Raw genomic sequence first — 12,871 nt, 5'->3', positions numbered from 1 at the left:
TTGATGCGTTTAGATTAGGTGAATGACATGATAAAGTTAAATGGACAATTTTTTGAAATCATAGAAGATTATAGAGAATGTTTTGATGAAGAAACATTTGTCAATCGCTATTCAGATATATTAGATAAGTATGATTTTATTGTTGGAGATTTTGGTTATGATCAACTTAGGTTAAAAGGTTTTTATAAAGATTCTAATAAGAAAGCCGAATTAAGCAAACGCTTCTCAACAATTCAAGATTATTTATTAGAATATTGTAATTTTGGTTGCCCGTACTTTATATTAAGACGTATTCCAGAAGCAGAAATGAAAAATTATGTAGAGTCAAATGACATAGTTGAAACAGATTTTGAAGAAGATAAGTTGCATGATGTTAAAATAAAGCCTAGTATTCAAGATACTGAACAATAATGATTTTGATTACATAGTGCTTTAAATAATATTTACAATATACTTTAGCATTATGTGCAATAGTAATGTATGTATAGTGTGTTTAGAAATTTGATACATAAATAGAATAGTCCGAATTAAAAAAGCAACTTTATTCGTTTTTTGAATAAAGTTGCTTTTGGTTTATATTGTAGAAGAGAACATATTTACAGAGCATAGAATTGAATTACTATCGTTAATATAAATATTTTTACTTAGCTAAGGTTTGTTACTTTAATAATATTTATATACTAGCGCGCGTTTATTGAATCACTTCATTAAGGTATTCTGAAATTTCATTGCCTTCGTCTTCATTAACTCCTAAGATGTGGGCAATATAACCTTCTTCTTCTAAATCGTCGGTACCTATTATACCGAATTGATTCGTTTGCATATTTAATACAATCGTTTTACCGAAATGACGATTAGTTTGGACTAACATTAGGTCGTAGCGACTATGTTCACCAACAAAACCAACAAATTGCACCTGAGCAGATTCATCATCATCATAAAGATACATATCAATCACTTTGAAACACTCCTTACTTCTTCTATTTTACAAATCTAATTATTATAGATATTTAATTTAGTTAAAAAGTCTTAATTTACAGTATAACCATAAATGAATTCGACTGCAAAGGTATGGTATGATGAGATTGATAGGGGTGAAAAGATGTATTTCGTGAATAAAGATCAATTAAATACAAAATTAAATTACTTGCAACAACTTATTGAAGATTATCCGCAAAACAAAAAGAATGTTTATGCGTTCGAACGTATAGCACAAATGTTTATTGAATCAGCAGTAGACATTGGAAACATGATTATTGATGGTTTTATCTTAAGAGACCCAGGAAATTATAGAGACGTAATAGATATCTTAGCTTTGGAAAAAGTGATTTCAGAAGATACACAAAATCAAATCAATAAAACTGTAGATGTTAGAAAACAATTTGTTCATTATTATGATGAACTTGATACCGTTAAATTAGTACCACTTTTTGATGAATCGGTATCTTATTATCAAACATATGTAGAAGAAGTTATACAATTTTTAAAGAGTGAAGATGTACCTGTAACTGCATTTGGCAAAAAAGGAGAATAAGTAATATGAAAAAATATCAAGCTTACCTAATTGATTTGGATGGTACTTTATATAAAGGTGATGAACATATAGATGGCGCGTCTCAATTTATATCATATTTAAATCAAAACAAAATTCCACATTTATATGTGACTAATAATTCTACCAAAGATCCAGAAGAAGTAGCTGCAAAGTTAAATAAAATGGGATTAGTCGCACAAGCTGATGAGGTGGTTACATCAGCGCTAGCTACTGCAGAATATATTGCTGAGGAATCTCCAGGAGCAAGTGTATATATGCTAGGTGGTAGCGGGCTGAAACATGCGTTAACAGAGAAAGGATTAGTAGTTAAAGAAGATGAATTTGTAGATTATGTTGTTATTGGTTTAGATGAAGCCGTTACCTATGAAAAATTAGCAACTGCTACTCTAGGGGTGCGTAATGGTGCGAAATTTATTTCAACTAACCAAGATGTATCTATACCAAAGGAACGTGGATTTTTACCTGGAAATGGCGCGATTACAAGCGTGGTCACAGTATCAACCGGCGTTCAACCCACATTTATCGGTAAACCAGAACCAATTATTATGAAAAAAGCGTTAGACATTTTAGGATTAGAGCGCTCAGAGGTTGCGATGGTCGGTGACTTATACGACACAGATATTATGTCGGGTATCAATGTGAATATTGATACGATTCATGTACAAACGGGTGTAACAACCAAAGAAGAAATTGGACAGAAGCCAGTGCCTCCGACATATACATTTAAAGATTTAAATGAGGTTATCAAAGAACTCGAGAGTTAGGAGTGATTGAATGGAAAAAATCATTGTAAGTAGAAGTATTCCACAACCATTTATAGATCAATTAGAGGCTATTGCACAAGTTGAAATGTGGGATGAGTCTTTAATACCAATGCCAAGAGAGCAATTTCTAGAGTCTATTAAAGATGCAACTGCTTGTTTGATTACTTTAAGTGAAAAAATAGATAGTGAAGTTATCAAAGCTGCTTCAAAATTAAAAGTGATTGCTAATATGGCAGTTGGTTTTGATAATATAGATGTACCCCTTGTAAATAGTAAAGGGATTACTGTAACTAATACACCTGGTGTACTTACTGAAACAACTGCAGAACTTGGATTTACATTAATGTTAACAGTAGCTAGACGTATTGTGGAAGCTGAAAAGTATGTTCAAAATGGAGAGTGGCAAAGTTGGGGTCCATACTTGTTTGCCGGAAAAGATTTGTCTAATGCCAATGTAGGAATATATGGTATGGGTGAGATTGGCAAGGCATTTGCAAGAAGATTAAAAGGTTTTGATACTAAGATAATGTATCATAATAGATCTAGAAATAAAGATACTGAAAAAGCACTTGGTGCATTGTACGTTCCTTTTGATACTTTGCTTGAACATAGTGATTTTATTATTTGTACTGCACCGCTTACAGAAGAAACTAGAAATAAATTTAATGCTCAAGCATTTGAAAAAATGAAAAATGATGCTATTTTTATAAATATAGGACGAGGTGCTGTCGTAGATGAAGAGGCACTTGTATTTGCATTACAAAACAGACAGATTGCAGCTTGTGGACTAGATGTTCTGCGTGAAGAGCCTATAGACATGGCACACCCTTTATTATCGATGGATAATGCGGTTATCGTCCCACATATTGGAAGCGCATCTGTTATAACTAGAAATCGTATGATTCAATTATGTGTTGATAATATAAGATTAGTATTAAACAATCAACGAGCTAAAACACCAGTCACTGTAAAATAAATTTTGTAAATAGATGATATATCAATGTTTTATATTATTATATCCTAATATAAAACAAAAAGGGTAAAGCATTAATTACTTAGCGATAATATAGAAATACGCCTCTGTTAAAAATAGAGGCGTATTTTTATGTGAAATTTTAATTATTAGACTATCAATAACGACGAAAAGACTATCATATAAAAACTAAGTGAATAAGAGTCAAGTTTGTCACAAATTTGACTCAATTAAATATCTATATATTAAATTTAAAAGTAAGGATATAATGAATTATTTTCAAAATAACTTATTGCTTTTAAATATTACTTTATACATTTTCCGTAGCAATATAATTAATCTATTGCATATTTTATATGCGATAGATATCAACTGCATCGCGAAATTATAGCGTTAGTCAAGCGTTTTTACTATCAATTTATAACTAATCATTACATTATTTTCACAATAATAAAATATAACTTTGAATCATGTTATGTAAAATAAACTAAGGATTGACAGTAGTTTTGGTTTTATAAAACTATATAAAATGAACAATCTAACATTTTTGTTATATATAAAGATGTTAATTCGATTGTCACAACATCATAAAAAATGTATAATAAGTTGGTAAAATGTTAAAGTAGTGTAAATAGTACTACAACAAAAAACTTACTTATGTAATAAATAGTTAATAATATAAAAAAATAATCTAAAAGAAGAGGTGGAAAATGCGTAAAGAGATGGAAAATACAACGAAATATCAAAAAATTAAACCATGGTTATTAACGCTTTTATATTTTGCAATATTTATAGCACTGTATTTAATTTATGGTTCTGGAGATACGCATAATAACTTTATTTATAATGAATTTTAGTCGAGGAGAATAGTATGAAGGATATTATATATTCATTAATTGAAAATGAAAAAATGTACCCTGAGCAAATAGCGATAAAGCATAATACAAATGTATTAACGTATCGAGAGTTAAATCAATATGTAAATAAACTCGCCGATTTAATCAAAGATACTAAAAGTCCATTAATCGTATATGGTCATATGTCACCATTTATGATTGTAGGAATGATTGCTAGCATAAAAGCGGGATGTGGTTATGTACCACTTGATATATCAATGCCTGAAGAGCGTATTAATACTATTATTGAAAAAATTAACCCAGATATTATTTTTAATACAAGTGAACATTCACTAGATAGTAATGGCAGAGTAATCATTAATACTGAAACACTTTTGACGGATAACCGTACAGTTGAATTTGAATCTAAAATTAAAGATCAAGATATTGCGTATACTATTTTTACATCGGGCTCTACTGGGGAACCTAAGGGTGTACAAATTAGGTATGAAAGTCTTAACGAATTTACGAACTGGATGGTAGATTTGAATAAAATAGGTGAGAATCAACAATGGCTAAATCAAGCACCATTTTCATTTGATTTATCTGTAATGGCAATTTATCCATGTATAGCTACTGCAGGCACATTAAATTTAGTAGATAAGACAATGATTAACAAACCAAAATTATTAAATGATATGTTAGAGCAATCCAATATAAACGTTTGGGTGTCTACACCATCATTTATGGAAATGTGCTTAATGCTACCTAATTTATCTGAAGCACACTATGAAAGCTTAAAAGAATTTTTCTTTTGTGGTGAAATTTTACCTCATAAAACTGCTAAGATGTTGTTACAACGTTTCCCATCTGCATATATTTATAATACATACGGGCCGACAGAAGCGACAGTTGCAGTTACTAGTATCTTAATTACTGAAGCAGTTATTAATCAATATAATCCATTACCAGTAGGTAAAGTGAGACCGAGAACGCAATTGTCTTTAGCCGAAAATGAAGAATTAATCATTTCTGGACAATGCGTAAGTGAAGGTTATGTGAAAGATGAGCAACGCTCTAATGCAGTGTTTAAAAATATAGATAATAACAGGGCGTATTTTACTGGTGATAAAGCAACAGTTCAAGATGACCTATGGTTTATCACAGGGCGTATAGATTTTCAAGTGAAATTAAATGGATACCGTATGGAACTAGAAGAAATAGAATTTCATTTAAGACAATTAGATATAGTCAAAGAAGCAATTGTTGTACCAGTGTACAAAAACGATAAAGTAACGCAATTACAAGGCGTTGTAGTGTTAAATGACTTAAATGATAACAAAGATGAACAAACGTTGATACACGATATCAAACAAGAACTTAAACAAGCGATGCCAGAATATATGATTCCGAGAAAGATTATATTTAAAGAACAATTTCCTTTAACAATAAACGGAAAATTAGATCGTAAGCAGATTGCCGAGGATGTATTAGCATGATCCCATATGGTACATTTACGTTCTTTCTTATAGCATTTATAGTCTTAATTCCGGTAATTATATTAGGTTTAGTTGGAAAAAGAAGCCGTATTTATAATGGTATAAGTACAGCTATTATGATTGTGCTCATTTTTTCCTCAGATAAACATAATTTGTTTGGCCAAGCATATTTAAGTGTTCAACTTATAAACTTTGTTTTATATCTATTATGGCAAGTAGCAATCATTATGTTTTATTGGAAATCACGTTCAAAAAACAACTCATTTATAAAGTTTTTCGCGGTTATTGTTTTATCAATCTTGCCACTTGTAGTGGTGAAAGTAATGCAAAGTTCATGGTTTGGTGCTGCACAATTAAAGCTCCATGAAAATAAAGTAATTGAATTTATAGGTTTCTTAGGTATTTCTTATGTTACTTTCAAAAGTGTTCAATTATTAATGGAAATTCGTGATGGTTCAATAAAAGAAGTGAAAGCTACTAAAGTATTTCAATTTATTTCGTTTTTCCCTACAATTTCATCTGGTCCAATTGACCGCTACAAACGTTTTGTTAAAGATGAAAGTAAAATACAAAGTAGCGAAAGTTATCGAGCGTCACTTAATAAAGCAATACATTTCATCATGTTAGGTTTTTTATATAAATACATTATTGCTTATTTAATACAAGTTTATGCAATTAATCCATTAATGTTAGATTTTTCAAATTTCACTGCTAAATGGTTATATATGTATGCATATAGTTTGTATTTATTCTTTGATTTCGCTGGTTATTCATTATTTGCGATGGCGTTTAGCTATTTATATGGCATACAGACGCCACAAAACTTTAAGCAACCGTTTAAAGCAAAGAATATTAAAGATTTTTGGAATAGATGGCATATGTCCTTATCTTTTTGGTTTAGAGATTGTATCTATATGAGATCGTTATTTTTTATGTCGAAAAAACGCTTATTAAAAAATCAATTTACAATGTCTAATATTGCTTTCTCATTAAACTTTTTAATTATGGGTATTTGGCATGGTATTGAAGTTCATTATATTTTGTATGGTTTATATCACGCAATTTTGTTTATTGGTTATGGTTATTATGAAAAATGGCGGAAAAATCATCCACCAAGATGGTCTAACCAATATACATCAATGTTAAGTATTATTGTTACATTCCATTTTGTAACGTTTGGTTTTCTTATCTTTTCTGGGAAACTGTTTTAATTATAAGGAGGATTTATTATGGAATTTAGAGAACAAGTATTAGATTTATTAACTGAAGTTGCTGAAAATAATGTCATTAAGGAAAATCCAGACATAGAGCTTTTTGAAGAGGGGATTATTGATTCTTTTCAAACGGTAGGTCTTTTGTTAGAGATTCAAAATAGATTAGATATTGAAGTATCGATTATGGATTTTGATAGAGATGAATGGGCGACACCTAACAAGATTGTAGCGGTATTAGAAGAATTACGATGAAATTAAAACCGTTTATACCTATTATTTTCAGTCTTGTATTGTTTGGAATTTTCTTAGTGTTGCCAGCAAGTTGGTTCACTGGATTAATCAATTCCAAGACAGTAGCTACGCAAAGTGTTGCTCTAACAGATCAAGTACTAAAAGGAACTTTAGTGCAAGATAAAATGTATCAATCTGATGCTTATTACCCGATATATGGTTCTAGTGAATTAGAAAAAGATGATCCATTTAATCCAGCAATTTTATTAAATAATCGAAATCAAGTTAGTAAGAAACCATTTTTAATTGGTACTGGTGGTTCGACAGATTTAGTAAATGCTGTGGAACTAGGTTCGCAATATGGGAATTTGAAAGATAAGAAAATGGCATTTATTGTTTCACCACAGTGGTTTACAAAAAATGGCTTAACACAAGATAATTTTAAGGCGCGTATTTCAAAGGCACAGCTCAATCAATTGTTTAACCAAGAGCAATTAAGCCCTGAACTTAAACAACGTTATGCCAAACGATTATTACAATTTAAAGATGTGGAGAATCGCGCATATTTAGAAAAAGTGGCACAAGGAAAAACACAAAAAAATAAAAATTATCTTTCAAAATTTAATGATGAACAATTGAAAAAAATTGAAGCTATTAAATCTGTGTATCCATTGAGAAAATCGCCTGTATCGCATATCGATCCTATTACTTCAAAAAATGATTCTTGGAATGATATGATGACAGAAGCTAAAGTCTATGGCGCGAAGCATACAAAAACAAATGAATTTGGTATTCGAGATGAATATTGGGATTTAATCAAAAAACATAAACGAAAAATTAATAGAAATCATGAATTTAGGGAAAATTCGCCTGAATTTAAAGATTTAGAGTTACTCGTAGATACATTACGAGAAGCTGGTGCGGATGTTGACTATATAATTATACCTTCTAACGGTAAGTGGTATGACCACATCGGTATTGATAAAGATAGACGTCAGAAAATATATAAAAAAATTGATAAAACTATAGTGGATCATGGCGGACAGACATACGATATGTCAGATAAAGACTATGAACCATATGTTGTAAGTGATGCAGTACATATTGGCTGGAAAGGCTGGGTATACATCACTAAAAATATCGATGAACATATGCACCAAAAATAGCATACAAAAAATAAAAATTCCTTTCAATATTTAAACAATTAAGTGAAATATTGAAAGGAATTTTCGCGTGAAAATTAAAACAAGACAATGAAATCAATCTTATTGAAAGTTCATTGCCCTGTTTCTTATAAAAGTGTTCGAAAGGAACCAAATTTTCTGATGTTATATTTAAAGCATCTATTATTTAGAATACTTGTTCTACTTCGATTACTCCTGGTACTTCTTCGTGTAAAGCACGTTCTATACCTGCTTTTAATGTAATTGTTGAACTTGGGCATGTACCACAAGCACCATGTAATTGTAATTTAACAATTCCGTCTTCTACGTCAACAAGGGAACAGTCACCACCATCACGTAGTAAGAAGGGACGTAATTTTTCGATAACTTCCGCTACTTGATCAAACATTGTTACGTTTTCAGTTGGCATGGAAATGCCTCCTTTCAAGTATATTATTTCATTTTCTACTTATCTTTTTATTATAATAGAAATGTAACGAAAAATCTATAATTCAAGATAAAAGGGGAAAAGATATATGGACAAAATAAGTGTTGTTGTTTATGGAGCAGATGTTATTTGTGCAAGTTGTGTCAATGCACCGACGTCTCGTAATACATTTGACTGGTTGCAACCATTATTACAGAGAAAGTATCCAGATAAACAATTTGAATTTACGTATATCGATATCGAAAAAGATACCGAAAATCTGTCAGATCATGATCAACAATTTATTGAGCGTATTCAAGATGATGAACTCTTTTATCCACTCGTAACTATGAATGACGAGTATGTCTCTGATGGATATATACAATTGAAGGATATAACTCGCTTTTTAGATAATCATTAAATCAATTAATTCGATTAAAAAGATACTTAAGTTATGACTATTAACCATATAAAGTTTATGGTACTAAAATCTTATTTTTTAAAACACAGGCACCGTCATTAACAAATGACGGTGCCTGTGTTTTTAAGTATAAAATGGACTTTCAATAAAATTAATTCATTTAGTTTATATTTACTAAAGTCATTAATTAACCGTTATGATATTTATACATCCAAAGTACACCGGATTTTAAAATGGAAGCTAAGCGACCTGTAACGGTACGATCCATAATATAAGCAAATCCCTTTTTGTCTCCTAAGGAACCAAGGAAACCTTGTATTTTGATTTCTGGCATCTTTTCAGGTAGAGGTTTACCTTGCCATTGTAATTTCATAACATCTGCAATTTGGTCGCCTTGAGCTTCTGCTAGTTGAGCACTTGGTGCATGTGGCAATTCTGCACAATCACCTACGACATACACATTTTTGTAAGTTGGTACTTGGTGATATTGGTTTAAGATCACACGACCACTTTTACTAATGTCTATAGGTAAATTTCTTACTAGCTCTACTGGTTGAATTCCAGCAGTCCAGACAATTAAATCCACATCTTCAGGTACGTCATTATTATAAATGCGACCTGGTTCCACGCGATTAATATCAGAATTAGGAACGACTGTTACATCATGCTCGTTGAACCATTTTTCAATATACTTACTAAGTTTTTCAGGGAAACGACATAAAATACGTTCGCCTCTATCGTAAAGAAAGATTTGAAGATCTTTACGGCTTTCTCTTAATTCACTAGCTAATTCAATACCACTTAAACCAGCGCCAACGATACCTACTTTGGCACCATTTGGTAGTTCGCTTAAATGATGGAAAGTCTCACGTGATTTAGAAAGTGTTTGAATACTATGCGTGTATTCTTCAGCACCAGGGACATTATGATATTTATCTTCACAACCTAAACCAATCACTAATTCATCATAGTCTACTTTCGTGTTACCAACAGAAACAATTTGATCTTCTAAATTAATATCATTGATTTCACCATAGACATTGTTAATTCTATCTGAATCAGGAAAGTTCATGCGAATATCTTTATCTGACTTTGTACCAGCTGCTAATTCATAAAATTCTGGTTTTAAACCATGATAAGGCATACGATCTATTAATGTAATCGTATAATTTTCAGGCAGTGCAGATGGTAAGATATGTGACATGATACGCATATTTCCATAACCGCCACCTAATAATACTAAGTTTTTCATTTGTGATACCCCTCTAGTAAAAATTGTATTGAGCATAAACATACAATTACTTACTTCTAATAGTAGGTAATTGAACTTGTTATCTCGTCAATGTAAGTTATTAAATATAATTTGGTTAAATCATATTTCGTCCTGCATCGATATACCAATTTTCTATAATCAGCTTACTTATATTTATTATATGCTTTTTTATTTGTTACTACAAATAAAGAAGACAAATTGTAATTATTAAAAATATATATTTTATTTTAACGGACATTATTTTCTGAAACTTTATTGTGTGCGTAATGCAAAGTGCATATTATTTCTAACTATTTATCAAGTTATATTTTATAAGCTAGTATGTAGAAATAACAATAACGTTTTTGTTATAATTGCTTAACTGATATTTTATGAGAGGGTGTATTATGAATCCAATAATCGAGTTCTGCATTTCGAATTTAGCGAAGGGTGGAGATTATGTATATAATCAGCTTGAAAATGACCCAGGTGTAGACGTATTAGAATATGGCTGTTTACAAAATTGTGGCATTTGTTCTAGTGGGTTGTATGCATTAGTGAATGGTGATATCGTTGAAGGTGATTCGCCGGATGATTTATTACAAAAAATTTACGCACATATAGAAGAAACATGGATTTTTTAGGGAGGTAAAAATAATGGCTATTATTGAAATAACTGAAGCTGCTGCATATGAAGTTAAGGATATGTTACAGCAAAATGATATGGCAGATGGTTATTTGAAAGTTAAGGTAAACGGTGGCGGTTGTACCGGATTAACTTATGGTATGTCTGCTGAAGCTGATCCTGCTGAAAATGATGAAATATATGAGTTTCATGGTTTGAAAGTATTAATTGATAAATATGATAAACCAGTTTTAGATGGAACAACGATTGATTTTAAACAATCACTAATGGGCGGTGGATTCCAAATAGACAACCCTAATGCAATTGCTTCATGCGGTTGTGGTAGTTCGTTTAGAACTGCAAAAGTTGCTGGTTCACCAGAAGATTGCTAAATTATAGTATCTAGATTAAAAGACTATAGTTCACTTAAAATAAGTGTAAACTATAGTCTTTTAATCGTTTATGTGAAATAATAAACAATATGGTCGTTGGTGCTTGAAAATCAGCAGTAAAAACTATAAAATTAGTATTGGATGAAAAATGTCTTTTTTGTGAATTACTATATTGCGAATGGGGTATAGAAAAAGACTATAGCAACAAAAAAATTAAGAAAGCTTAGGTGAATGAAATGGCTCAAGATCGTAAAAAAGTATTAGTTCTAGGCGCTGGCTATGCCGGTTTACAAACTATTACAAAATTACAAAAGCAAATTTCAGCAGATGAAGCTGAAATTACATTAATTAATAAAAATGATTACCACTACGAAGCAACGTGGTTACACGAGGCTTCAGCAGGTACTCTTAGCTATGAAGATTTACTATATCCAGTTGAAAGTGTTGTAGACAAAAACAAAGTTAACTTTGTTAAGGCAGAAGTTACTAAAATTGATCGCAACGCGAAAAAAGTCGAAACAGATGCTGGAATCTTTGACTTTGATATCTTAGTTGTAGGTTTAGGCTTTGAAAGTGAAACGTTTGGTATCAAAGGTATGAAAGATCATGCTTTCCAAATTGAAAACATATTAACTGCTCGTCAATTATCTCGTCACATCGAAGATAAATTTGCTAACTATGCATCTTCAAAACAAAAAGATGATAAAGATCTAGCAATCATTGTTGGTGGTGCTGGATTTACTGGTGTAGAATTCTTAGGTGAATTAACTGATAGAATTCCAGAATTATGTAATAAATATGGTGTTGAGCAAAGCAAAGTGAAAATTACTTGTGTTGAAGCTGCTCCTAAAATGTTACCGATGTTCTCTGATGAACTAGTTAACTATGCAGTAAGTTACTTAGAAGGTAAAGGTGTAGAATTCAAAATTGGTACACCGATTGTTGCAGCTAACGAAAAAGGTTTCGTTGTAAAAGTTAATGACAAAGAAGAACAATTAGAAGCTAATACAGTTGTATGGGCTGCTGGCGTTCGTGGTAGTAAATTAATGGAAGAATCATTCGAAGGCGTAAAACGTGGACGTATTGTAACTAAACAAGATTTAACAATCGAAGGTTATGACGATATCTTTGTTATTGGTGACTGTTCTGCATTTATCCCTGCTGGAGAAGAACGTCCATTACCAACTACAGCACAAATCGCTATGCAACAAGGTGAACATACTGCTAAAAACATTAAAAATGTATTAGAAGGTCAACCAACTCAAGAATTTGATTATGTTGATCGTGGTACTGTATGTTCATTAGGTGCACATGATGGTGTTGGCGTTGTTTATGGTAAAGATATCCAAGGTAAAAAAGCAGCATTCATGAAGAAAGTTATTGATACTCGTGCAGTATTTAAACTTGGCGGTATCGGTTTAGCATTCAAAAAAGGTAAATTTTAATATATAATTTAAACATGTAATTCACATATCTAACTGTGATGAAAATTTTTAAAGAAGCGGGATAAAAAAACACT

Annotated in this window: 16 protein-coding genes; 13 read left to right on the top strand and 3 right to left on the bottom strand. The window is 31.1% G+C overall.

The genetic code is table 11. From position 1 onward, the window contains the following. Positions 1–27 precede the first annotated feature (27 nt). Positions 28–411: a YutD family protein gene (locus ACW5YJ_RS11535; protein ID WP_017722370.1), complete on the top strand. Its 384-nt coding sequence runs from the start codon at positions 28–30 to the stop codon at positions 409–411. A 280-nt stretch (positions 412–691) separates the two neighbouring features. On the opposite strand, the gene ACW5YJ_RS11530 is transcribed toward ACW5YJ_RS11535, so the two are convergent. Continuing rightward, positions 692–958, bottom strand: a complete 267-nt coding sequence (locus tag ACW5YJ_RS11530) for a DUF3055 domain-containing protein (RefSeq protein ID WP_017722369.1) — start codon at positions 956–958, stop codon at positions 692–694. Between the two features lie 144 nt (positions 959–1,102). On the opposite strand from ACW5YJ_RS11530, the gene ACW5YJ_RS11525 reads away from it, so the two are divergent. The 8 genes from ACW5YJ_RS11525 to dltD all read left to right on the top strand — a co-directional run bounded on the left by ACW5YJ_RS11525 (position 1,103) and on the right by dltD (position 8,238). Further along, on the top strand, positions 1,103–1,534 hold the full coding sequence (locus ACW5YJ_RS11525; protein WP_017722368.1) for a DUF86 domain-containing protein: 432 nt from the start codon (positions 1,103–1,105) through the stop codon (positions 1,532–1,534). A 5-nt stretch (positions 1,535–1,539) separates the two neighbouring features. After that, the gene (locus ACW5YJ_RS11520; protein ID WP_107551875.1) at positions 1,540–2,319 is read left to right on the top strand and encodes a TIGR01457 family HAD-type hydrolase; all 780 of its coding nucleotides are present in this window, start codon (positions 1,540–1,542) and stop codon (positions 2,317–2,319) included. Between the two features lie 10 nt (positions 2,320–2,329). Continuing rightward, entirely contained in the window at positions 2,330–3,295 is a 966-nt protein-coding gene (locus ACW5YJ_RS11515; RefSeq protein WP_119603648.1) for a 2-hydroxyacid dehydrogenase, read from the top strand. Between the two features lie 707 nt (positions 3,296–4,002). After that, on the top strand, positions 4,003–4,149 hold the full coding sequence (locus ACW5YJ_RS11510; protein WP_029377569.1) for a teichoic acid D-Ala incorporation-associated protein DltX: 147 nt from the start codon (positions 4,003–4,005) through the stop codon (positions 4,147–4,149). A 14-nt stretch (positions 4,150–4,163) separates the two neighbouring features. Continuing rightward, positions 4,164–5,627: a D-alanine--poly(phosphoribitol) ligase subunit DltA gene (gene dltA / locus ACW5YJ_RS11505; RefSeq protein ID WP_017722364.1), complete on the top strand. Its 1,464-nt coding sequence runs from the start codon at positions 4,164–4,166 to the stop codon at positions 5,625–5,627. Further along, positions 5,624–6,838, top strand: coding sequence for a D-alanyl-lipoteichoic acid biosynthesis protein DltB (dltB, locus tag ACW5YJ_RS11500; protein WP_457338188.1), 1,215 nt, complete (start codon positions 5,624–5,626; stop codon positions 6,836–6,838). The genes dltA and dltB overlap by 4 nt, the downstream gene beginning before the upstream one ends. Before the next feature lie 18 nt (positions 6,839–6,856). Next, the gene (gene dltC, locus ACW5YJ_RS11495; RefSeq protein WP_017722362.1) at positions 6,857–7,093 is read left to right on the top strand and encodes a D-alanine--poly(phosphoribitol) ligase subunit 2; all 237 of its coding nucleotides are present in this window, start codon (positions 6,857–6,859) and stop codon (positions 7,091–7,093) included. Continuing rightward, positions 7,090–8,238 (top strand): D-alanyl-lipoteichoic acid biosynthesis protein DltD, encoded by a 1,149-nt coding sequence (gene dltD / locus ACW5YJ_RS11490; RefSeq protein ID WP_119603646.1) that lies wholly within the window; start codon positions 7,090–7,092, stop codon positions 8,236–8,238. Before dltC ends, dltD begins: the two co-directional genes overlap by 4 nt. Positions 8,239–8,422: 184 nt before the next feature. On the opposite strand, the gene ACW5YJ_RS11485 is transcribed toward dltD, so the two are convergent. Next, on the bottom strand, positions 8,423–8,665 hold the full coding sequence (locus tag ACW5YJ_RS11485; RefSeq protein ID WP_002483816.1) for a NifU family protein: 243 nt from the start codon (positions 8,663–8,665) through the stop codon (positions 8,423–8,425). Positions 8,666–8,771: 106 nt separating this feature from the next. Here ACW5YJ_RS11485 and ACW5YJ_RS11480 point away from each other — a divergent pair, with 106 nt between their 5' ends. Further along, complete coding sequence (locus ACW5YJ_RS11480; RefSeq protein ID WP_017722360.1) at positions 8,772–9,083, top strand: YuzD family protein; 312 nt, start codon at positions 8,772–8,774, stop codon at positions 9,081–9,083. A 187-nt stretch (positions 9,084–9,270) separates the two neighbouring features. Here ACW5YJ_RS11480 and ACW5YJ_RS11475 read toward each other — a convergent pair whose 3' ends face one another. Continuing rightward, a complete protein-coding gene (locus tag ACW5YJ_RS11475; RefSeq protein ID WP_017722359.1) occupies positions 9,271–10,335 on the bottom strand; it encodes an NAD(P)/FAD-dependent oxidoreductase in 1,065 nt (354 codons plus the stop codon). A 407-nt stretch (positions 10,336–10,742) separates the two neighbouring features. On the opposite strand from ACW5YJ_RS11475, the gene ACW5YJ_RS11470 reads away from it, so the two are divergent. From ACW5YJ_RS11470 to ACW5YJ_RS11460, 3 genes are all read left to right on the top strand, one after another. Further along, positions 10,743–10,979 carry a YuzB family protein gene (locus ACW5YJ_RS11470; protein WP_017722358.1) on the top strand — a complete coding sequence of 79 codons (237 nt, stop codon included), beginning with the start codon at positions 10,743–10,745 and terminating at the stop codon, positions 10,977–10,979. A gap of 13 nt (positions 10,980–10,992) precedes the next feature. After that, positions 10,993–11,352, top strand: coding sequence for a HesB/IscA family protein (locus ACW5YJ_RS11465; protein ID WP_457338187.1), 360 nt, complete (start codon positions 10,993–10,995; stop codon positions 11,350–11,352). Positions 11,353–11,588: 236 nt separating this feature from the next. Further along, positions 11,589–12,797 (top strand): NAD(P)/FAD-dependent oxidoreductase, encoded by a 1,209-nt coding sequence (locus ACW5YJ_RS11460; protein WP_017722356.1) that lies wholly within the window; start codon positions 11,589–11,591, stop codon positions 12,795–12,797. Positions 12,798–12,871: the final 74 nt, after the last annotated feature.

The organism is Staphylococcus sp. mip270_02, from assembly GCF_054031535.1.
This window is presented reverse-complemented; position numbering and strand designations above follow the sequence as displayed.